The organism is Flavobacterium sp. P21 (assembly GCF_050632225.1).
Lineage (GTDB): Bacteria > Bacteroidota > Bacteroidia > Flavobacteriales > Flavobacteriaceae > Flavobacterium.
Genome location: NZ_CP192585.1, coordinates 4,777,965 through 4,799,754 on the forward strand (window position 1 = coordinate 4,777,965; position 21,790 = coordinate 4,799,754).

24 protein-coding genes, 4 tRNA genes and 3 pseudogenes are annotated in these 21,790 nt (G+C 33.4%); 15 read left to right on the forward strand and 16 right to left on the reverse strand.

The window, feature by feature from the left end; all coding sequences use genetic code 11:
* The first annotated feature begins 9 nt into the window (after window positions 1-9).
* The 6 genes from ACQ9BO_RS23975 to ACQ9BO_RS24000 all read left to right on the forward strand — a co-directional run bounded on the left by ACQ9BO_RS23975 (window position 10) and on the right by ACQ9BO_RS24000 (window position 3,527).
* On the forward strand, window positions 10-1,110 hold the full coding sequence (locus ACQ9BO_RS23975) for a hypothetical protein (RefSeq protein WP_431242768.1): 1,101 nt from the start codon (window positions 10-12) through the stop codon (window positions 1,108-1,110).
* A gap of 46 nt (window positions 1,111-1,156) precedes the next feature.
* Window positions 1,157-1,678, forward strand: a complete 522-nt coding sequence (locus ACQ9BO_RS23980) for a sensor histidine kinase (protein ID WP_431242769.1) — start codon at window positions 1,157-1,159, stop codon at window positions 1,676-1,678.
* 11 nt (window positions 1,679-1,689) lie between these two features.
* Window positions 1,690-2,358, forward strand: a complete 669-nt coding sequence (locus ACQ9BO_RS23985) for a response regulator (protein WP_431242770.1) — start codon at window positions 1,690-1,692, stop codon at window positions 2,356-2,358.
* A gap of 145 nt (window positions 2,359-2,503) precedes the next feature.
* A complete protein-coding gene (locus ACQ9BO_RS23990) occupies window positions 2,504-2,707 on the forward strand; it encodes a hypothetical protein (RefSeq protein WP_431242771.1) in 204 nt (67 codons plus the stop codon).
* 15 nt (window positions 2,708-2,722) lie between these two features.
* Window positions 2,723-3,151, forward strand: coding sequence for a hypothetical protein (locus tag ACQ9BO_RS23995; protein ID WP_431242772.1), 429 nt, complete (start codon window positions 2,723-2,725; stop codon window positions 3,149-3,151).
* 151 nt (window positions 3,152-3,302) lie between these two features.
* A complete protein-coding gene (locus tag ACQ9BO_RS24000) occupies window positions 3,303-3,527 on the forward strand; it encodes a hypothetical protein (RefSeq protein ID WP_431242773.1) in 225 nt (74 codons plus the stop codon).
* On the opposite strand, the gene ACQ9BO_RS24005 is transcribed toward ACQ9BO_RS24000, so the two are convergent.
* The 13 genes and pseudogenes from ACQ9BO_RS24005 to tgt all read right to left on the reverse strand — a co-directional run bounded on the left by ACQ9BO_RS24005 (window position 3,524) and on the right by tgt (window position 15,507).
* On the reverse strand, window positions 3,524-4,783 hold the full coding sequence (locus ACQ9BO_RS24005) for an asparagine synthetase B (RefSeq protein WP_431242774.1): 1,260 nt from the start codon (window positions 4,781-4,783) through the stop codon (window positions 3,524-3,526). The genes ACQ9BO_RS24000 and ACQ9BO_RS24005 overlap by 4 nt on opposite strands.
* Window positions 4,784-5,121: 338 nt before the next feature.
* Window positions 5,122-5,784 (reverse strand): response regulator, encoded by a 663-nt coding sequence (locus ACQ9BO_RS24010; protein WP_431242775.1) that lies wholly within the window; start codon window positions 5,782-5,784, stop codon window positions 5,122-5,124.
* Window positions 5,785-5,903: 119 nt separating this feature from the next.
* Window positions 5,904-6,641, reverse strand: a complete 738-nt coding sequence (locus ACQ9BO_RS24015; protein WP_431242776.1) for a sensor histidine kinase — start codon at window positions 6,639-6,641, stop codon at window positions 5,904-5,906.
* A 170-nt stretch (window positions 6,642-6,811) separates the two neighbouring features.
* Window positions 6,812-7,561 (reverse strand): hypothetical protein, encoded by a 750-nt coding sequence (locus ACQ9BO_RS24020; RefSeq protein WP_431242777.1) that lies wholly within the window; start codon window positions 7,559-7,561, stop codon window positions 6,812-6,814.
* A 121-nt stretch (window positions 7,562-7,682) separates the two neighbouring features.
* Window positions 7,683-8,090 (reverse strand): hypothetical protein, encoded by a 408-nt coding sequence (locus ACQ9BO_RS24025; protein WP_431242778.1) that lies wholly within the window; start codon window positions 8,088-8,090, stop codon window positions 7,683-7,685.
* Window positions 8,080-8,388, reverse strand: a complete 309-nt coding sequence (locus ACQ9BO_RS24030) for a hypothetical protein (protein WP_431242779.1) — start codon at window positions 8,386-8,388, stop codon at window positions 8,080-8,082. Before ACQ9BO_RS24030 ends, ACQ9BO_RS24025 begins: the two co-directional genes overlap by 11 nt.
* Window positions 8,389-8,446: 58 nt before the next feature.
* Window positions 8,447-9,085 (reverse strand): hypothetical protein, encoded by a 639-nt coding sequence (locus ACQ9BO_RS24035; RefSeq protein ID WP_431242780.1) that lies wholly within the window; start codon window positions 9,083-9,085, stop codon window positions 8,447-8,449.
* Between the two features lie 3 nt (window positions 9,086-9,088).
* Window positions 9,089-9,466: a hypothetical protein gene (locus ACQ9BO_RS24040; protein WP_431242781.1), complete on the reverse strand. Its 378-nt coding sequence runs from the start codon at window positions 9,464-9,466 to the stop codon at window positions 9,089-9,091.
* A gap of 133 nt (window positions 9,467-9,599) precedes the next feature.
* Window positions 9,600-11,144, reverse strand: a complete 1,545-nt coding sequence (dnaB, locus tag ACQ9BO_RS24045) for a replicative DNA helicase (protein WP_431242782.1) — start codon at window positions 11,142-11,144, stop codon at window positions 9,600-9,602.
* Window positions 11,145-11,282: 138 nt separating this feature from the next.
* Window positions 11,283-12,236, reverse strand: coding sequence for an acetyl-CoA carboxylase carboxyltransferase subunit alpha (locus tag ACQ9BO_RS24050; RefSeq protein ID WP_431242783.1), 954 nt, complete (start codon window positions 12,234-12,236; stop codon window positions 11,283-11,285).
* A 112-nt stretch (window positions 12,237-12,348) separates the two neighbouring features.
* Window positions 12,349-13,235 (reverse strand): annotated as a pseudogene (locus tag ACQ9BO_RS24055) (DMT family transporter).
* Window positions 13,222-14,309 (reverse strand): annotated as a pseudogene (locus tag ACQ9BO_RS24060) (LptF/LptG family permease). Before ACQ9BO_RS24060 ends, ACQ9BO_RS24055 begins: the two co-directional pseudogenes overlap by 14 nt.
* A gap of 67 nt (window positions 14,310-14,376) precedes the next feature.
* Entirely contained in the window at window positions 14,377-15,507 is a 1,131-nt protein-coding gene (tgt, locus tag ACQ9BO_RS24065; RefSeq protein WP_431242784.1) for a tRNA guanosine(34) transglycosylase Tgt, read from the reverse strand.
* A gap of 385 nt (window positions 15,508-15,892) precedes the next feature.
* Between tgt and ACQ9BO_RS24070 the strand changes: the two genes are divergently transcribed.
* From ACQ9BO_RS24070 to ACQ9BO_RS24080, 3 genes and pseudogenes are all read left to right on the forward strand, one after another.
* A complete protein-coding gene (locus ACQ9BO_RS24070; RefSeq protein ID WP_431242785.1) occupies window positions 15,893-16,189 on the forward strand; it encodes a hypothetical protein in 297 nt (98 codons plus the stop codon).
* Window positions 16,190-16,429: 240 nt separating this feature from the next.
* A pseudogene (locus ACQ9BO_RS24075) lies at window positions 16,430-17,282 on the forward strand (transketolase).
* A gap of 76 nt (window positions 17,283-17,358) precedes the next feature.
* Entirely contained in the window at window positions 17,359-18,312 is a 954-nt protein-coding gene (locus ACQ9BO_RS24080; RefSeq protein WP_431242786.1) for a transketolase family protein, read from the forward strand.
* Window positions 18,313-18,393: 81 nt separating this feature from the next.
* On the opposite strand, the gene ACQ9BO_RS24085 is transcribed toward ACQ9BO_RS24080, so the two are convergent.
* On the reverse strand, window positions 18,394-19,020 hold the full coding sequence (locus tag ACQ9BO_RS24085; protein WP_431242787.1) for a hypothetical protein: 627 nt from the start codon (window positions 19,018-19,020) through the stop codon (window positions 18,394-18,396).
* Window positions 18,944-19,483, reverse strand: coding sequence for an FKBP-type peptidyl-prolyl cis-trans isomerase (locus ACQ9BO_RS24090; protein WP_431242788.1), 540 nt, complete (start codon window positions 19,481-19,483; stop codon window positions 18,944-18,946). The genes ACQ9BO_RS24085 and ACQ9BO_RS24090 overlap by 77 nt, the downstream gene beginning before the upstream one ends.
* A 79-nt stretch (window positions 19,484-19,562) precedes the next feature.
* Between ACQ9BO_RS24090 and ACQ9BO_RS24095 the strand changes: the two genes are divergently transcribed.
* Complete coding sequence (locus tag ACQ9BO_RS24095) at window positions 19,563-19,952, forward strand: RNA-binding S4 domain-containing protein (RefSeq protein WP_320568542.1); 390 nt, start codon at window positions 19,563-19,565, stop codon at window positions 19,950-19,952.
* Window positions 19,953-20,075: 123 nt separating this feature from the next.
* Window positions 20,076-20,576, forward strand: coding sequence for a phosphoribosyltransferase domain-containing protein (locus ACQ9BO_RS24100; RefSeq protein ID WP_431242789.1), 501 nt, complete (start codon window positions 20,076-20,078; stop codon window positions 20,574-20,576).
* Here ACQ9BO_RS24100 and ACQ9BO_RS24105 read toward each other — a convergent pair.
* Entirely contained in the window at window positions 20,568-21,086 is a 519-nt protein-coding gene (locus ACQ9BO_RS24105) for a shikimate kinase (protein ID WP_431242790.1), read from the reverse strand. The two genes, ACQ9BO_RS24100 and ACQ9BO_RS24105, sit on opposite strands and share 9 nt — an antisense overlap.
* A gap of 127 nt (window positions 21,087-21,213) precedes the next feature.
* Between ACQ9BO_RS24105 and ACQ9BO_RS24110 the strand changes: the two genes are divergently transcribed.
* The 4 genes from ACQ9BO_RS24110 to ACQ9BO_RS24125 all read left to right on the forward strand — a co-directional run bounded on the left by ACQ9BO_RS24110 (window position 21,214) and on the right by ACQ9BO_RS24125 (window position 21,726).
* Window positions 21,214-21,286, forward strand: a tRNA-Lys gene (locus ACQ9BO_RS24110).
* Window positions 21,287-21,326: 40 nt separating this feature from the next.
* A tRNA-Lys gene (locus ACQ9BO_RS24115) sits at window positions 21,327-21,399 on the forward strand.
* Between the two features lie 42 nt (window positions 21,400-21,441).
* A tRNA-Leu gene (locus ACQ9BO_RS24120) sits at window positions 21,442-21,524 on the forward strand.
* Between the two features lie 129 nt (window positions 21,525-21,653).
* Window positions 21,654-21,726 (forward strand) — tRNA-Lys (locus tag ACQ9BO_RS24125).
* The last annotated feature ends 64 nt before the right edge of the window (window positions 21,727-21,790 follow it).

Genomic DNA, 21,790 nt, shown 5'->3' on the forward strand with positions numbered 1-21,790 from the left:
CGACAAATATTGCACATCAAAAAAGATCGTACTGCAGAAATAGAACAAATGCACAAAAAAGCATTTGCTTTCTTTGATTCGGGAAAATTTGATAGCGCCTTTTTTTATTTCAATAAAACACAATTGTTATGTGAACCAAAAGAAGATTATGCAGATTATTATGTTGGTTCATTAAATCATATGGTAGAAATCCAGCAACGACACGGCAATTATTACGAAGCAGAAGCTACTCTTATAAAAGCATTCCCATACCTAGAAAAAACAACCAATGGAAAATACGCCATTAATGCATATACATTCATGGCCTATAACTACTTATATACATATGATTACGAGAAAGCATTATATTATCATAAAAAAGCACTGAAAAAAGCAATCTCTACATTTAGAAAAGCTCGAATATTATCCGAAATTGCATTTGTTTACATGCATCAAGAAAAATATCAAGAGGCAATAAATATATTAGAATCATTAGCTAGAGTTAGAAATAAGATTGAAGATAAAATAACGCCCTCAAATACAATTCCTCAGCGCGCGACTATATTATATAATCTAGGCCTTTCCTATTTATATCTCGGAAATCATAAAGAAGAAGCATTCAAATGCTTTAACGAAAGCTTGAAACTAACACTTACATTAAATGATGATTATGAACTTGTTGGCAACTATCATGCTTTTTATAAGTATTATAAAAAATACAACAATCCAGAATTAAAGAAAATTAATGCCGAGAAAGCTTACTATTGCGCAAAAAGAGCAAAAGCAACAACATATGAAATTAATATGTTGGCTCAGTTTATTGAGGCTGATAATGCCGAAAATTCCAGAAAACATTGGAAAATTTACAGTAGAAAGGTTGATAGTTTAATTGTCAGCAGAAAAAAAGCAAAAAATCAATTTGCCGATGCTATATACAACTCCAAGAAAGACAGGGAAGAAAACTTAGAGCTGAAAACTCAAAAAGCGGAAAAAGAATTACAATTAGAAAGACAAAAAAATCGAAATATCATTTTATATATTTCTATAGTATTTGTTCTCTCAGCATTCCTTTTTTATTCTTTCATCTTTCCAAAAAAGGCAAGAAAGAAAAAAAGATGCAATTTATATTAGTGAGGCCAGAATTTCTAGAAAATTAGATGCTGAACTTGCCAACGATTTGTATCACACTATAGTTTTGGTACAAAAGGAAGATTTGGAATTAAGCCAAAATAAGGATCAATTATTAAATAATCTCGAAAATATATATTCAAAAGCTAGAAATATTTCTAAAGAAAATAGCTTAATAAACACTGATGAAAATTACATTTCTGAACTAAAAGAAATGATTTCAGGATACAAAACCCAAAAAGTGAATATTTTATTGCAAGGTTTTGACACTGTTCGATGGAATCAAATCGAGAAAAACAAAAAAATAATTCTTTACCGTGTGATGCAAGAATTATTTCTGAATATGAAAAAACACAGTGAAGCTAGTTTGGTAAGTGTCATATTAAAAATATCTAACCATAATTTGACCGTTTTATATATTGACAATGGCATTGGAACAAAAAATAATGCACTAATTCTAAAAAATGGTCTCCAAAATGTGGAAAACCGTATTAAAACTATAAAAGGAACTATTACTTTTGACAAAAATTCTGACAAAGGTTTTAAATTAAGTTTCACTTTCCCTATTTAAAAACAAATTATATGTTCAAAAAAGTTTTAGTTGCCGAAGATTTAGACAGCATTAGCATCGCTGTAATTCAAGTACTTGAAGACTTAAAAGTTCCTATAATAGACCACGTAAAATACTGTGACGACGGCTTATTAAAAATCAAAAAGGCACTTGCAGAAAATGCACCATACGATTTAATGATCACTGATTTATCATTCAAATCAGATTATCGTAAAAATCAACTTAACAGTGGCGAAGATCTCATTGGAGCGGTTAATAAAGTACAACCAGATTTAAAAAAGATTGTTTTTTCAATAGAAGACAAATCATTTCGCATAAAATCACTTTTTAATGATTTAGGCATAAATGCTTATGTTTCCAAAGGACGCAACAGTATTGAAGAATTAAGAAAAGCCATAGAAGGGGTTTGTCGAAATGAAGAAAAAATATTATCCTCTGATTTATCTTTTAGTTTCAGCGATAAATCTTTAATTGAAATTGAATCTTACGATATTTCTATTTTATCACTTTTAGCAAAAGGCTATATTTTAGAGCATATTTCAAATGAATTTAAAGCAATGTCAATAACTCCTAACGGGACTAGCGACATTGAAAAACGAATCAACAAATTGAAAATATATTTTAAAGCGAACAACAATGTTCATTTAATTGCCATCGCTAAAGATTTTGGTTTAGTTTAAAATTAACATTTGCTTTACGGTTTTCCGTAATGAAATGCTCTTTTATACTCATAAATTTGTCTAGTATCCTATTAGCTAAACCATGAAACCTAAATATCGCATTAATTTTATCCGCAAAATTAATACAACTAAAAACAGAATTATTATGAAAACAATGCTTCTTTGTATTTTTTTATCAGTGAGTTTTGCATTCGTATCAGAAAAAGCCGGTGGCTTTGAAATTGAATGGAAAATGGTTTTTATTCCTGCATTACTTGTATTGCAAATTATCATAATTTCAACAGCGCTAAAAAATAGATACAAAAAAATTAAGGTTACTGCAATCCAATTTTGTATTGTTTATATTTGATTTTTTAAATTTCAAATGAAAACCACTTTTATTACCATTGTTCTTTATTTTTTTACACTCTTTTCCTTTTCACAAACTAAAATTCTTTCCTGGAATCTGGAAAATTTTGGAAAATCAAAAACAGATTCGGAGATAAATTTTATCGCTTCAACTGTTGTTGATTATGATATTGTGGCTATTCAAGAAGTCGTTGCTGGCTACGGCGGTGCACAAGCAATAGCTAAACTTGCGGCTATATTAAATGAAAAGGGCACAAAATGGGATTATACAATCAGTGAACCAACAAGCGACAGTAGCTATAAAGCAGAACGTTATGCTTTTATCTGGAAAACAAGTAAAGCAAAGTTAAAAGGAAAACCTTCGCTGGAAAAAAATTTAGTCTGGAAATTGATCGTGAACCTTATTATGCCACATTTGAAATTGGCAAAAAGACTGTTACTTTAAGCAACTTTCACGCAATTACCAAAAACAGAAATCCTGAGACAGAAATTAAATACTTTAAATTTCTACCTGCTCTTTATCCTGAATTAAATTTAATTTTTCTTGGAGATTTCAACTGTCCGCAGTCGCATACTGTTTTTTTCCTTTAAAGAAAATGGGCTACACTTCTATTTTGCAAAATCAAAAAACCACTTTAAAGAAAGAATGCAGGAACAATGTTTGTCTAGCATCTGAATTTGACAATATTTTTTACAAATCAAATACATTGAATTACAAAAAATCAGGTGTAATTCATTTTTATGCAAAATTCAATTCTTTATCTGAAGCAAGAAAAATATCCGATCATTTACCAATCTGGATGGAATTTTCGTTAAACTAGGTTTTAAGCTTTTTCTTTCTTGCGACAGGAAATAAAACATTATTTAAAATTAAGCGATAGCCAGGAGAATTTGGATGCAAATCTAAAACTGTTGGCGGATCACCAACTTGATGCTGAAAATCTTCAGGATCGTGACCACCAAAGAAAGTAAACATTCCTTTTCCTTTCTCGCCATGAATATATCTCGATTCGCCATTTAATTCACAAGTTCCCATTATCAAAACATTTGATTTAATCAACGAAGTATCAAACGAAGTAGTTTGTCCCATAAAACCTTTAACAAGCTGTGTATGGTTTTGGCACAACATACTCGGAATTGGATCCCATTTTGCCGAAAATTCCATTAGAGTAAAATAATCTTTTTCCATTGGAACTTTGCGTTTCAAGGTCATATCAATATCGGAAAACTCATAAACTTCTGGTCTTCTTTCTAAAGTGAAATTTTTGAAAGCAAAAGAATTTCCAAAATCCAATTTGGACTGGTAATTTGATTCGCTTGGATCTCCATCAAACATGGCTTCGCAAATATCAACTCCATCAGTCGCAAGAGCAATATCAAAACTATCTGTGGCAGAACACATCGCAAACATAAAACCGCCGCCAATCACAAAATCTCTTATTTTTTTTGCAACTGCACCTTTTTCTTGTGAAACTTTAGCATAGCCTAATTTTGCGGCTAAAGCCTCGGCATCCTTTTTCTGATCGATATACCAAGGTGTATTTTTATATGCGGCATAAAATTTCCCATATTGACCAGTGAAATCCTCATGATGCAAATGAAGCCAATCGTATAACAACAATTGATCGCTTAAGACTTCTTCATCATATATTGGTGTAAACGGAATTTCGGCATAAGTTAATACCAATGTTACAGCATCATCCCAGGGTTGTTTTCCTTTTGGAGTATAAACGGCAATTTTGGGTGCTTTTTCCAAAACAACCGACTCCATATTTTGAGATGGACTAGAAATTTCATTCAAAATTGCGACTTCTTCGCTATCCGATAAAATTTCAAAACTTACTCCTCTTATTTTGCATTCTTTTCTAATTTCTTCGGCATCAGGCAACAAAAATGAACCGCCTCTATAATTGAGAAGCCAGCTTGCCTTATAGTCTTTGCTCAAACACCAATAAGTAATTCCGTAAGCTTTAAGATGATTTTGTTGTGTCGTTTCGTCCATTGGCAACAAAATAAATGATGCTTTTGCTGAAAACGAAAACAATATGATAAAGATATATACTAAACTCTTCTTCATTCAAAAAATTATTTTAGTAAAGATATGAAGTAAGCAGTTAAAAACACTAACGTTATCGCTGATTTATAACTGAACGAAAAGTTAAAAATTTTCACTGTTTTTATCCTAATATCTAAAAACAGGTAAAAACACGTATTTTGCAAAAGCAAATTCTAACTACATTTGGTAACTCAAATCATTGAGCAATAAATCAATGAAAGCCAAAATTATGAAATTTAACGAAAGTAATAACCAACCAAAAGGATTAAATGTTATTCAAAAAATTGGTATTTGTGTACTTGTCCTTACCATTATTTTGTACTATGTCCTCTCTATACAATTTTTGACTGCCTAGAAATTTATAGTGTCAAAACAGCAATTTCGTTTTGAATCGCATACACAACTAATCCTGCAATATTTCTAGATTCTGTTTTAAGAAGCAAATTGTTTCTGTGGCCCTCAACAGTTCTCGGACTCAAAAAAAGATGTTCAGCAATTTCAGAAGTTGTTTTTTGCTGACAAATAAGCCGCAATATTTCGATTTCACGAGGTGAAAGAAAACTTGTTTCAAGATGCACTTTAGAGGTTTTTGATGAAACTATAGTATCTTGAATTGTTTTTAAAACACTCTCATTGTAATAAAATCCTTTTTTTGCGACTTCATTAATAGTAAGTATTAAATCTTTTGGAGTAGTATTTTTTATAAGATATGCCACTGCGCCAACCTGAATCATATTAGCAATAAATGATTTAGTGTCATAGCTTGTTAGTGCTATTATTTTAATATCTGGATAGGATTTACGAATAATTTTTGTCGCTTCAACACCATTAAGGACAGGCATTTTCAAATCCATGATAATAATATCTGGCTTGATTTCGTTTTCTTCTAAGTTAGCAAGAAGTTCTTCGCCGTTTGATGCTTCAAAAATAATTTCGATATTTTCTTCTCTCTGCAATAAAAAGGCAATTCCTTTTCGAAATAAAACTTCGTCATCAACTAAAGCAATTTTAATAGCAAGCATTCATTTTTATTTATTGTTTTTGGTCGTTTGGTATGCCGAATTTACAAAATATGTAGCAAACATTGACCTAAGAAATCCAATATATCGCTTTAAATCTACAATTAATACAACAAATTAACTTAAAATGTAAAATTTGCAACGAAACCTTTATTTATTTCTGAAGAAATGCGAATAGTTCCGTTAAGGAAAGAAATACGGCTATCAATATTTTTCATTCCGAGACCTTTTTGATTTTCGGCATTTTGGCTATCAAAACCAATTCCGTTATCTTCATAATTGCAGGTAAAAATTCCGTTATCATCCAAGAACTCAATTTTGATTTCACTTGCTTTTCCATGTCGGAGCGAATTATTCATAAATTCCTGAAGAATTCTGAACACATGCAAATGACGATCAATATCATTTTCATCAAACTCAGCAGTGTTTTTGTAATGAACTTTTACCGCTTTGCTGGATTCGAATTCTGCACACAATTCTTCTACACCAGCACTAAGCCCAAATTTTTCGAAAACTGGAGGCAATAAATTGTGGGCAATTTTTCGAGAATTCTCCAAAGCTTTAGTCGTCAAACTAATAATATTCTCTGTGATTTCCTTCGTTTCAACTTCGGTCAAATTTGGAGCAGATAATAAATGGGTATTCAAAGAAACAATATTCAATTTCGAACTAATATCGTCATGAAGATCCTGCGCAATTCGTTTCCGTTCCTCTTCTTGAGTTACAATAATCGCATGTAATTGTTCTTTTTGGTATTGAATTTCTAAATCTCTTTTTTCTAATTCTTTCTGCGTAATTTTTTTCTTGAGAAATAAAAAAACAAGATCAAAACAAGCCCCATCAAAAAGAAAGAAACACAACTGAATATCGCGGTTGCAACAATTTCGGATTCTGAGATTGCTTTTGTTGTCATATATTTAAGAATTTTTGCCTTTTGAATTTCAAAAGATTGAAGTTATTCGAAAAATCAAAAAAAACCTCCTCAAAATAAAATTTTGAGAGAGGTTTGTTTAATCAAAAACAGTTAATTTTAATATGGAGGGGACGGACGGATACCATCATACACATCCTCCGGATTATCCATCGTTTTACCGGTTAAAGATGATTTTGATTTGATGGCATTGTTCTTATCCAATTCTATCAAAATCCCAGTTACTTTTCCAATTCCGTTAAGACCTAAAAACAAACCAATGTTTGGCGTATCTTCCCCTTTAAGCATTTCGGCCACAACAGCGGCTTCCAAACTGTAATGCTGAAAACGTGCTCCTTCGTACGAAGTTATTTCGTTTAAATCCGTTACCGTTTTTAATTTGTTCTGCCATGCCACAATTCCGTCATAAGCTTCTTGTGACAACATCAAATGTTCATTTAAAAGAGCAGAACCTTTGTCTGTTTTGCTAGTTTCTCCAGTTTCCAATTTTGCTAGTTTAGCGGCATAAGATGGATCTTTTAAAATTTTGGAATCTAAACTTCCAAGCTCTTTGCCCGATTTATCAACGCCAATTACTTTTATTTGCAACGTATTGTCGCTATAACCTAGAACAAACTGCACATTTTCGACATTAGGAGTTTCCACTAGTGCTGAAAGTTCAGTTGATGAAAACAAATAAGCGGTAACTTGTTCTTGCGAACTAGCAAAGTCAGCATCTAGTTTTGCTGTCAACCAGTTTTCTTGTTCTGTTGCTGAAACTGCAGAACTATTTTCTTGCGAATTATCTTTTTGACAAGAAAACATTATAAGCGCGGCTCCTACAAGCCCAAATAAAATTGTTTTTTTCATTATTAAGGATTTAGGGATAAATTTTTAAATATTATTCTAGAAATTTATTGACTTAAAACATTAAAAAACCTTTATCAGAATATAAATCCTGATAAAGGCTTATTATTTTAAGCAGTTAATCTTAATAGGGAGGCGAAGGACGTGAGCCATCATAAACATCTTCAGGATTATCCATCGTTTTTCCTGTTACAGATGATTTAGATTTGATGGCATTGTTTTTATCCAATTCAACTAAAATTGTGGTTACTTTTCCTTTTCCGTTTAATCCAAGGAACAAACCAATATTTGCCGTATTGTCGCCTTTAAGCATTTCGGCCACAACCATGACCTCCAAACTGTAATGCTGAAAACGTGCTCCTTCATACGAAGTTACTTCGTTTAAATCGGTTACCGTTTTTAATTTATTCTGCCATGCCACAATTCCGTCATAAGCTTCTTGTGACAACATCAAATGTTCATTTAAAAGAGCAGAACCTTTGTCAGTTTTGCTAGTTTCTCCAGTTTCCAATTTTGCTAGTTTAGCGAGCATAAGATGGATCTTTTAAAATTTTGGAGTCCAAACTGCCAAGCTCTTTGCCCGATTTATCAACGCCAATTACTTTTATTTGCAACGTTTTGTCGCTATAACCTAGAACAAACTGCACATTTTCGACATTAGGAGTTTTCACTAGTGCTGAAAGTTCAGTTGAGGAAAACAAATAAGCGGTAACTTGTTCTTGCGAACTAGCGAAGTCAGCATCTAATTTTGCTGTCAACCAGTTTTCTTGTTCTGTTGCTGAAACTGCAGAACTATTTTCTTGCGAATTATCTTTTTGACAAGAAAACACAATAAGCGCTGCTCCTGCAAGCCCAAATAAAATTGTTTTTTTATCATTATTTAAATTATCAGTTAGAATTAATTGTCTTCGTTCTGAAATAACTTACTTTCCATTCATACAAGAAAAAAATATGATACACTATTACCAAAATTGCATTTATAGTCCAAGTAATCATGCTAAAATCTTTACTGAATTTTGTTGTCAAATTACCTATCAGAAATAAAATTGTACTCGCAAAGAGATACAATAAAAGCCCCATGTTGATATAGTAAAATTCTTTTTTCTCATCCAGCATATTGTAGAAATGAAACACTGCATAAATAATCAACAAGAACGAAGTAATAAAAATTTCATATAAATTGAATTTAAAAAACATCTCAGGTTTTAAGCTATATTGAATGATCAATGTTGATAAAACCAACACAAAACCAATCTTAATTGCTTTTTGCTGAAATGGGTCTTTTACTAATTGTAAATAAAAAAGACTTAAAATTATAAACTGTCCTATAAAATATACATGAGATAAATAAAGATTGCTAAGTCCCATTTGTCTTATAATGCGAGAACTAAGCTGTACACCTATTATCACAAACAAATAAACAGTAAAAATTTTATAAGCCGATTTATTTCTAAAAAAGCCTAAGGAATATAAGATAAAGTTTATCAATAAAAGTATATGTCCTGTATTTACAAGATACGTATGCATCTTTTATTCGTTCATTGGGCTATTAGGATCTGGAGTTCCAGGAGGGCTTGGTTCTGAAAAATCATAAATACCTGCACCGTCTTCAGCTACTCCATCTTTGTTGTTAGGAATCTGATCTTCATAAATTCCCGTTTTCTCGTTATAAGTTGTTCCAACGATCATCAATGTTTGCAAACCTTCGTCATTTATTCCGATATAAGCTCTTGCGACATCGATTCCTTGTGCTAGAACTTTTTCTAAATTAACTTTTGGGATTAAAAACGAGTTAACACGTTTTTTTGCAGTTTCTTCATCAGTTTGTTTTTTCCATTTTGCAACCCAAGTTTGCGCTACTTCTAAAGGGATGTTAGTGTCTCTTTCAGGTAATTTTTGATTTGCCATAATATAAATTTGTTTATTGATTACAGTTAATATTACGATTGTTTGGCAATCGTTTGGCTAATCTACTGAATTTAATTAATAAATTTAACAATAAGGAATAAAAAAACCTTATAAAAAGGTTTTTAAAATGTTTTTAAAATGGCACATCGCTGTCGTCATCGTCATCATTCAAATTGCTACCAAAAGCTTCATTAGCAGACGGCAAATTTTTAGTAATAAACGGATTGTCGTCATGATTCATTTTTGAAGGCAAATCATCAAATCCACCGGTAAATTCCTCAAGGTTGTCAAACTTACCTAAATGTCCTAAGAATTTCAGACGAATATTTTCTAATCCACCGTTACGGTGCTTGGCTATAATAAACTCAGCTTGTCCAGTAGTTGGAGATGCTTCATCATCATCCCATTCTTCAATTTTATAATATTCAGGACGATAAATAAACGATACAATATCGGCATCCTGCTCAATCGCTCCAGATTCACGAAGATCCGAAAGCAACGGACGTTTACTCGAACCACGGGTTTCAACCGCACGCGATAACTGCGAAAGTGCAATTACAGGAACATTCAACTCTTTTGCCAAAGCTTTTAAGTTTCGGGAAATAGTCGAAATTTCCTGCTCACGGTTTCCTCCTCCTTTACCATTACCTCCGGCAGTCATTAACTGCAAGTAGTCAATAATAATTAATTTAATGTTGTGTTGCGAAGCCAAACGACGGCATTTTGCACGTAAATCGAAAATTGAAAGCGAAGGCGTATCGTCAATAAATAATGGCGCTTTTTCTAAATCTTTTACTTTAGTACTTAATTGCTCCCACTCGTGTTTTTCTAATTTTCCTGTTCTTAATTTTTCAGAAGACAATCCAGTTTCCGAAGAAATTAGCCTCGTAATCAACTGAACTGAAGCCATCTCAAGAGAGAAAACTGCCACTGCATGACCAAACTGAATACTAACATTACGCGCCATCGAAAGTACGAATGCTGTTTTACCCATACCCGGACGAGCCGCAATAATAATCAAATCCGAAGGTTGCCATCCAGAAGTTACTTCATCCAATTTTTCGAAACCTGTTGCGATTCCACTCAAACCTTCTTTTCCTGCAATTTCCTCGATACGTTTTTTGGCTTGAAGAACCAAACTCTGTGCAGTTTCAGAACTACGCTTGATATTTCCCTGAGTTACTTCATATAATTTTGATTCGGCTTTATCCAGCAAATCGAAAACATCTGTAGTTTCATCATAAGATTCTTCAATAATTTCAGAAGAAATTCTGATCAAACTTCTTTGAATAAATTTTTGAAGAATAATACGTGAGTGAAATTCGATGTGAGCAGAAGATGCAATTTTCTGCGTCAGCTGAATCAAATAAAAATCACCTCCAGCAACATCTAACTTTCCATTTTTCTTTAATTGCGTCGAAACAGTCAACAAATCGATTGGCTGTGTTTCTGTAAAAAGTCGCAAAATCGCTTCAAAAATATGTTTGTGCGCATCTTTATAGAAAGCATCAGGCCGCAAAATATCAATTACATCATCTACACCTTTTTTATCAATCATCATTGCGCCAAGAACAGCCTCTTCAAGTTCAATCACTTGTGGAGGAAGCTTTCCTTTTTCGAGATTAATAATTGTGGTTTTATCTACCTTTACAGGGTTTACATTTTTGAAATTTTCCATATAGCGAAAGTAACAAAATTTAAAAAAAATTGTCAGTGAGTTATAACTACTACGATGTTTATAAATAAGTTTTTTTGTTGATAACCAAAAAAAATCCGAAACCGCAGGGCTTCGGATTTTTAATCAATTTATTTGAATTTATTCTTTAAACTCGCCCATGTTACTGTATTTGTCCATTCTTTGGGCAATTAAGTCGGCTGTTGATAAGTCTTTCAATTCATTATATCCTTTAGTAATATATTCCGCTACAGTCTTGAAAGTAGTTTCGCGATCGTAGTGCGCTCCACCAAGTGGCTCAGGGATTACATCATCAACTAATTTTTGCTTTTTCATGTCTGAAGAAGTCAATTTCAAAGCTTCAGCAAGACGTTCTTTGTACTCCCAGCTTTTCCATAAAATTGAAGAACAAGATTCTGGAGAAATTACAGAATACCAAGTATTCTCTAACATGTAAACTTTGTCTCCAACACCAATTCCTAAAGCTCCTCCAGAAGCACCTTCACCAATAATAACAGTGATAATTGGCACTTGAAGACGAACCATTTCAAAAATATTTCTTGCAATTGCTTCTCCTTGTCCTCTTTCTTCTGCCTCTAAACCTGGATATGCACCCGGAGTATCTACCAAAGTAAGAACCGGAATTCCGAATTTCTCTGCCATTTTCATCAAACGCAAAGCTTTACGGTATCCTTCTGGATTTGCCATACCAAAATTACGGTATTGACGTGTTTTTGTATTAAAACCTTTTTGTTGCCCGATAATCATATACGATTGCCCGTTTATTTTACCAAGACCACCAACCATCGCTTTATCATCTTTAAAACCTCTGTCTCCATGAAGCTCTAAAAAAGTCTCACCACAAATTGCTCTGATATAATCTAAAGTATAAGGTCTATTTGGATGCCTTGATAATTGGACGCGTTGCCAAGCAGTAAGGTTTTTATATATATCTTTCTTAGTTTGTTCTAATTTTTTGTTGATTTCCTTGCACGTTGCTGTTACATCAACCTCAGATTCTTTTCCAATTACAACACACTTTTGCAACTGTTCTTCAAGTTCTTTGATTGGAAGCTCAAAATCTAAATATTCCATGGATTTTTGAATTTTGTTTTTAAATCGAACCGCAAATATAAAAATATTATATCATTGGCATAGTTAATTGTTAGTAAAGTATCAAATTGTGATTTAAAAGATAAGTAAACTATTACACTTCCTTCTTGTTTTTGTAATGTTTAAAAACCCCGTTTAAGATAACTGTAATTATAATTATTACGGCTCCGATATAAAATTCGGTGCTCATTTTTTCTTTTCCGCCAAGGATAAAATACGCCAACATAATTCCGTAAACTGGCTCTAAATTAGTCGTTAACATCACCGTATAAGGCGTCAATTTCTGCATTACTTTCACAGATGCCGTAAAAGCATATGCTGTACAAATCGAAGCCAAAACAAAAAGCCACATCCAATTATTTAATGATAAAGTAAAAAATTCAGCAGTGAATTTTCCTTGAAATAAAAAATATAGGGTAATAAAAAAACGCCTGCGCCAAATTCATAAAACGTAATTACCGAAGGCTCATGATCTGAAATCAGCTTCCCATTCATTAGCGTAAATAAAACGCCAAGGATTATCGCGACCAACGCATAATAAACACCTGTAAGATATTTTATTTCAACCTGCAAGATCATCGCAAGGCCAGCAATAATGACCAATCCGAAGAAAACTTCATAAAACAATATTTTTCTTCCGTAGAAAAGAGGCTCAAGCAAAGAAGCAAAAAAAGCGCCTAGAGAAAATATAGAAAGTGTTATCGAAACATTTGAAACATGAATCGCTTTAAAAAAGAAAATCCAATGCAGGGCAATCAGCAATCCAACAAAAATGAGCTTAAAAAGCTCTTTTATCGGAACTTGAAAAGATTGTTTTTTGTACAAAATAAATCCGCCCAAAAAAATCATGGCAAGAAGCATTCTAAACCAAACCAAATTTTCAGCATCAATAGTAATCAAGGCGCCTAAAATGGCAGTAAAACCCCAGATAAAAACAATTAAATGAAGATTTAAATAACTTTTTAAATTATCGTTTCGCATTACGTAGTAGGTAAACTGCAAGAGTTCCGAAAACAATATTTGGGAACCAAACAGCTAATAAAGGTGAAAATGTAGATTTTTCGGCAAGTGTTCCAAATATTTTATCAAAAAACACAAATGAGAATGCAATTGCTATTCCGATAGCCAAATTAGTCCCCATTCCGCCACGGCGTTTCATAGAAGAAACCGCAACGGCGATAATTGTCAAAATAAAAGCGGAAACCGGAACACTATATTTTTTATAAAGAACAACTAAATAAGTATTGATGTTTCCAGAACCTCTTTTTCTTTCTTTTTCAATAAAATCGATCAATTTTCCAAGAGAAAGTGTTTCAGCGATATAAACAACCGGTGTCAAATCAGCCAATTCAAATTTGAATTTAACTTCCTTTTCTGGAACTTTTTCAATGATATCATTCAAATCTCCAACCGTTCTTTTTACATAATCGTATAAAACATACGTCTTCTTTTTGGATCCCATTTAATTCGGCTAGCAGAAATTTTATAGGTCATTTTTTCTTTCTCAAAATGTTCCAACGTAAAATTAAAAGCCGTTTTAGATTCTTCATTAAAACTATTTACGAAAATAAAATCGTGATCATTAAGCTGACGATACACATTTGTGTTTTCGCCTCGCATCAGCTCTTTTCCGTTTCCTTTTAAATAAGTATATCTAAAATTATTAAATCCTTCACTCATGACAGGAACAATAAAAAACCCCATCAAAAGCACAAAAATCGAAACAATAGAAGCTCCAATAATATAAGGTCTTAAAAATCTCGTAAAAGAAATCCCGGAACTCAAAATCGCAATAATCTCTGTATTGTTTGCCAATTTTGAAGTAAACCAAATCACCGACAAAAACAAAAATATCGGAAAAAGAGAATTCGCAAAATAAATAGTAAAGTTGTAATAATAGAGCGCAATATCCATAAACGGAATCTTGTTCTCCAACATTTTATTCACCTTTTCAGAAACGTCAATTACAATCCCAATCGGAATAAATAACAAAATCATCACCGAAAAAGTGGCTAAATATCTTTTTAAAATATACTTATCTATTATTGTTAACATAGTAAGGTTTAATCGTTTATCTGTTTAATCGTTTAACCGAATAAACGATTAAACAAATCAACATATTTTAAAGTCTTTGGCTCATGTTTTTAACCATCATTTCTTTCCATGGTCTAAAATCTCCAGCTAAGATATGCTTTCTCGCCTCACGAACCAACCACATATAAAAACCAAGATTATGAATAGTAGCGATTTGTTTCCCTAAATATTCGTTTGCCGCAAACAAATGACGTAAATATGCCTTTGAATATTCTGTATCTACAAAAGTGTGCCCCATTTCGTCGATTGGGGAAAAATCAGCTTCCCACTTTTTGTTTTTGATGTTGATTGTTCCATTTGCTGTAAACAACATTCCGTTTCTCGCGTTACGCGTTGGCATAACACAGTCGAACATATCAATTCCTAATGCGATATTTTCTAAAATATTAATAGGAGTTCCAACACCCATTAAATAACGCGGTTTGTCTTCCGGAAGAATTTCGCAAACCACTTCTGTCATTGCATACATCTCTTCCGCTGGCTCCCCAACTGAAAGTCCGCCAATTGCATTTCCTTGCTGGCCTGCATTTGCAATATATTCAGCCGATTGACGACGCAAATCTTTATATGTACTTCCTTGAACAATCGGGAAAAACGTTTGTTCGTAACCATATTTATAAGGAACTTTTTCCAAATGATTAATACAACGATCCAACCAACGGTGCGTCATGTGCATAGAACGCCGCGCATAACGGTAATCACAAGGATAAGGTGTACATTCGTCAAAAGCCATAATGATATCAGCACCAATGGTACGCTGAATTTCCATTACATTTTCAGGCGTAAAAAAGTGGTAAGAACCATCAATATGCGATTTGAACTTTACTCCTTCTTCTTTAATTTTTCTGTTTGAGGAAAGAGAATACACTTGATATCCACCAGAATCAGTCAAAATATTACGATCCCAATTCATGAATTTATGCAATCCTCCTGCTTTTTCAAGAATTTCTGTCTGTGGACGTAAATATAAATGATAGGTATTTCCAAGAATAATATCTGGATTAATTTCTTCTTTCAATTCACGCTGATGCACCCCTTTTACAGAAGCCACCGTTCCAACAGGCATAAAAATAGGCGTTTCAATTACGCCGTGATCAGTAGTTATACTTCCCGCTCTTGCTTTCGATTGCGGATCTTTTTGTAATAAATCAAACTTCATCTGTTTCTTTTTTCAGAGCGCAAAGATAAGCTAATTTCACGAAAATTAATTAGATAATTTGTCAATTAGAAAATTAGATAATACCCAAAAACTCTAACATAAAAAACTCATAACTCATAACTTTTTTTGGACACTCTCCGTCGCTGACGAGATCGGGCTATCCCCTATATTCCCGATTAACAAAAACTATGGCTAAAAAGCCTTGTTTTTCTAACTCAGGATATGTCGCTTCTATCCCTAACGCTAAAGAAATATAGTTTCTCAAGAAATTAAAATTCGCGCAAAATCAAATGTAAAATTTACAATTTCAAGCTATTATAATATAACTCACCAACGCATCTGATTTTCTAATTTTAATACTTCAAAACATTAATTATTAGAAATCATGGTAAATTCAGAAAATAAAAATTCAGCACAAGAAAATGAAATCGAAAGAAATTTAGAAAACCTAAATTATCCTGCAGGTGAAGACATTTACAATCAAGAAGATAATTTAGATATCGATCCAGAAAACATTTCAAGTGATAAAACAATCACTCAGAATGACCATGAATGGAAACAAAATAGTGACAAAATCGGAAATGATTTAGACATTCCTGGCTCAGAACTCGATGATGAACAAGAAGAAATTGGATCAGAAGATGAAGAAAACAATTTCTATAGTGAAAGCGACACAAATTAATTTTCATATAAAATTCTCCACAAATATTTTTTGCCACATATTAAGTGTATTTTTTACACTATAAAACATTTGATATGTGGCATCAAATTATGCGCAATTATCAAAATCACGAATTTTTGCCAAATCTGATGAAAAAAAGTCAAAAAAATTTAACAATTGAGGCGAACTAAAGCAGAAAATCATTTGTCTCCCCACAAAATATCCGTTACTTTTGCTTCAGTTTAAAATTTTACATATAAAATGAAGCCTAACACACAACAATTAAGCGATTTAACGATCCAAGTAAGAAGAGATATTCTTCGAATGGTACATGCTGTAAACTCTGGACACCCAGGTGGTTCATTAGGTTGTACTGAATTTTTGGTAACACTATATCAAAATATTATGGACCGCAAAGAAGGTTTTGATATGGATGGAATTGGAGAAGATATCTTTTTCCTTTCAAATGGTCATATTTCACCAGTATTTTATAGCGTTTTAGCACGTAGCGGTTATTTTCCAATTTCGGAGCTTGCAACTTTCAGATTACTAAATTCTCGTTTACAAGGACACCCAACAACTCACGAAGGTTTACCTGGAGTTCGTATGGCTTCTGGATCATTAGGACAAGGTTTATCTGTTGCTCTTGGTGTCTGCTCAAGCAAAAAAGTTAAACGGAGACAAACATTTAGTTTTCACTCTACATGGAGACGGAGAATTGCAAGAAGGCCAAAACTGGGAAGCTATCATGTATGCTTCTGCCAAAAAGGTTGACAATCTTATTGCAACTGTTGACGTTAACGGAAAACAAATCGACGGAACAACTGACGAAGTTTTAGCAATGGGAAGCCTTCGCGCTAAATTCGAAGCTTTTGATTGGGATGTTTTGGAAATCAAAGAAGGAAACAGCATCGACGCCATCATTGCTGGATTAACTGATGCTAAATCAAGAACAGGTAAAGGAAAACCAGTTTGTGTTTTATTGCACACAGAAATGGGGCACGGAGTTGACTTCATGATGCATACACACGCTTGGCATGGTAAAGCGCCAAACAACGATCAGTTGGCGATTGCATTAGCTCAAAATTATTCTAAAGATCAAGTTGATTACTAAAAAATGTACAGCTTTAGTGTACAATTTCAGCTTAGAAACTTAATCACTTAGAAGCTTAGCATCTCAAAAAAATAAAATGAAAAAATACGAAAATACAGGAAGCAAAGACACTCGTTCTGGTTTTGGAGCGGGAATGACTGAACTAGGTCAAAAAAACGAAAATGTTGTGGCATTATGCGCCGATTTGATTGGATCATTAAAATTTGATGATTTCAAGAAAAATCACCCAGAGCGTTTTTTCCAAATCGGGATTGCGGAAGCTAACATGATTGGAATCGGCGCAGGTTTGACAATTGGAGGAAAAATTCCTTTTACAGGAACTTTCGCTAACTTCTCGACAGGTAGAGTTTACGATCAAATTCGTCAATCTGTTGCTTATTCAGATAAAAATGTAAAAATCTGTGCTTCTCACGCTGGTTTGACTTTAGGAGAAGACGGAGCTACACACCAAATTTTAGAAGACATCGGTTTGATGAAAATGTCGCCAGGAATGACAGTAATCAATACTTGCGATTACAACCAAACTAAAGCGACAACTTTAGCATTGGCTGACCACCATGGCCCAGCTTATTTACGTTTTGGACGTCCAGTTGTAGCAAACTTCACTCCTGCTGATGAGCCTTTCGTAATTGGAAAAGCAATTATGCTGAACGAAGGAACTGATGTTACAATCATCGCAACAGGACACTTAGTTTGGGAAGCGCTTATCGCCGCTGAAAAATTAGAAGAAAAAGGAATTTCTGCTGAAGTAATCAACATTCACACGATTAAGCCACTTGACGAAGAAGCTATTCTAAAATCGGTTGCCAAAACAAGATGTGTAGTTACTGCAGAAGAGCACAACTACCTTGGAGGTCTTGGAGAAAGCGTTTCTGGAGTATTGGCTTTAAACAATCCAACTCCGCAAGAATTCGTAGCAGTAAAAGATAGTTTTGGAGAATCTGGAACTCCAGAGCAATTAATGGAAAAATACAAATTAAACAATCAAGCAATTGTTGAAGCTGTAGAAAGAGTGATCAAAAGAAAATAATTTTTTTTACTTTTCTTACTTTATAAAAAAACCTCGAAATTCACATTTCGAGGTTTTTTATTATCTATAAACAAACGACTTTTATTTAGCCGAATGATGATCTTTATCAACATGTATTCTTAATCTTCCTGGAGAAGTATAATCACCCCCAAAAGCTGGAATACCCCATGTTTCAGTTTCATCAACATTTGGAGTGCTAGGATTATCCGGAATTGGATCAAAAGGATAATATTTGCTTATTCCTGTAAAAGGAGCACCTGTAGGTTTTGTAATTTCATAACGAGTAGTATAACCGTCACCATCATCATCAACATCTAAAAAGTCAGCAATTCCGTCTCCATCTGTATCGTCTTTCATCCATGCTGGCGGATTTGGATATCTTACCAAATCTCTTAAATCATAAACATAGCCATTACCATTGCCATCTTTATTAACATCTTCATAATAATCAGGAATACCATCTGGCTCGGCAGTTACGGTTGTACCCACAATTTTAGTATCATGATCCAATCTTAAAAGACCAAACAATTTAAAGCTAAAGACCAAACAAGAATAAGCAGGAATCTTATCTTGTGCACTTGCATAATAAGCCAATCCTGAAGGAAGAAACATTACACCCGCTCCATAATTGTCATAAGTTATTACACCATCTGCTCGCTGTTGTAGATGTACCAGTTCTAAACTTTGGAAAAATTTCTCCCCAACCATCAATTACAGCTCCCGATGTATATACAAATAAGTCAAATGTTGTACCGTAACCATAAGAAGTATCAAATTGAGTCCCATTAAGTAAATTACCTTTGTACGAAGCGTAAATCCTATCTGTATTACATGGCGCCTCACCAGTTCCTTTTCTTAATGTCAAATAATAAACCGTATAATAAACATCGCGATTATAAACTTCTCTAGATTCTAATGGATACGTTTTTTGATCCCAAATTGAAGTCTGTGTACCGCCAGCAGGAATTTTCTCGATTACAATGTCATAATCTGCGGTTACTTCTTTAATATAATTCGTCTTTAAATAATTTTCAATAGAATCCTTGTCTGCTTTGTACTGCTCTTTATAATCCCTTACCTCAACTGTAGTTTCATCATCATCACCCTTGTTGCAGGAAACCATAGCAATACCAGCTAGTAATAAAATAAAATAATATTTAAATTTATTCATTATTGTTAATTTTTTAGGTGCGCAAGATACAATATTGATTTATTTTTGTAAAGAATTTAACTTCGATTTTAGAAAAATTATGAGAATAGATAAATACCTCTGGTGCGTGCGTTATTATAAGACCAGAAACATGGTCACCGAGGCATGCAAAAAGAACCACATTACTGTAAATGGGCAGATTGCAAAACCTTCTAAAGAAGTTTTTCCTACAGACAAAATCACGTTTAGAAAAGACCAAATTACTCAAATTATTACCGTACTTGATATTCCTGAAAGTCGCGTGGGAGCAAAACTTGTCGATATATATCGCAAGAACGAAACTCCACCAGAAGCTTATGCTCATTTAGAGTTATTAAAACTTTCAAAAGAACATTACAGAAAAAGCGGCACTGGAAGACCAACTAAAAAAGACAGAAGGGATATTGACGACTACGGAAATGAAATTTTCGACGAAGAAGATGACATCTAAATTTCAACAACAAAATTCCAAATTCCAATCTTGGAAAATCCATCTATTTACTTTTGGAATTTGGAATTTCAAAAATTGGGATTTTAAATTTTATAAATTTGTACTTTAGCAAAAAATAAAATCATGAGCAAAAACATCATCTTGACCAATCAAGAAATCGAACACAAAATCAAACGTATCGCTTATCAAATTTACGAAACCTTTGTTGACGAAGAAGAAGTCGTGATTGCCGGAATCGCTTCTAACGGATCTGTTTTTGCACAAAAAATCGCCACTGCCCTGAGCAGTATTTCAACACTAAAGGTTTCGACTTGCGAAGTTAAAGTGGACAAACAAAATCCACAATCACCAATACAGACTTCTTTGACTAAAGAAGAGTATCAAAACAAAGGATTGGTTTTAGTTGATGATGTTTTAAATTCGGGCACTACATTAATATATGCTGTTCGTCATTTCTTAGACGTTCCTCTTAAGAAATTCAAAACAGCAGTACTTGTTGACCGAAACCATAAAAAATATCCAGTAAAAGCTGATTTTAAAGGGATCTCTCTATCTACTTCTTTATTGGAGCACGTTCAAGTTGTTTTTGATGAAAATGGCGACAACTATGCTTTTTTAAGCTAAGATCTTTAAAATATCCTCAACAGTATCTTCGACTGATTTATCATCAACCGACACTTTATGCTGTGCATGATTGTAGTAAAAACTTCGGTCGAACAAATGCTTTGCGATAAACTCTTTCATTTCTTCTTCATTCATTTCTGCAATAAGCGGTCGTTTGCTCTTATTGTGAACTAATCTATTATACAATGTATCGATTGATGCTTTTAAATATATAGAAACGATATCATTGTTTTGAAGTAATAAATGATTATTAGCATAACATGGAGTTCCTCCACCAAGACCAATAATATAATTTTCTGAAGATTTTAATAATTCGACAAACATTTCGTGTTCTAATTTTCGAAAATAAACCTCTCCATGTTTAGAAAAAATTTCATTTATGGACAAATTTGCTCTTTTTTCAATGCAAGTATCTAAATCCAGAAACGGAATATTTGTAATTTTTGACAAGTTTTGGGCAATTGTTGACTTTCCGCAACCCATGTAACCTAATAACACTATTTTTTTCATATTAATAAAACCTTATAAACTAAGACATTGGGAACTTTTTGTAAAAAAAGACAAATTTATAATAAAAATGCTTGGAAACTTCGAAAATAACTCCTTATATTTGCACCCGCATTCAAGAAACGAATATGACTCGATAGCTCAGTCGGTAGAGCACATCACTTTTAATGATGGGGTCCTGGGTTCGAGCCCCAGTCGGGTCACAAAATTTGTGATTAACAAAATAAGTTTCTTGAAAGCAATGACTCGATAGCTCAGTCGGTAGAGCACATCACTTTTAATGATGGGGTCCTGGGTTCGAGCCCCAGTCGGGTCACAAAGGTCGGGTAAATTATTTTACTCGACCTTTTTTCTTTTAGGCCATGTGGAGAAACGGTAGACTCGCCATCTTGAGGGGGTGGTGCTCGCAAGGGCGTGAGGGTTCAAATCCCTCCATGGTCACAATAAAATTTGAAAACCTATTTTGTTGTAAAATAGACTTTTAATAAATTATTGCAAAAAAGCATTAAAAAAAGGCTTCAAAACCTAAATAAAGTGCTTATATTTGCACCCACATTCGAGAAAAACAATGACTCGATAGCTCAGTCGGTAGAGCACATCACTTTTAATGATGGGGTCCTGGGTTCGAGCCCCAGTCGGGTCACAAAAGGTCAAGTATTAATTTACTTGGCCTTTTTCTTTTTAGGCCAACTGGAAAACGCTAGACC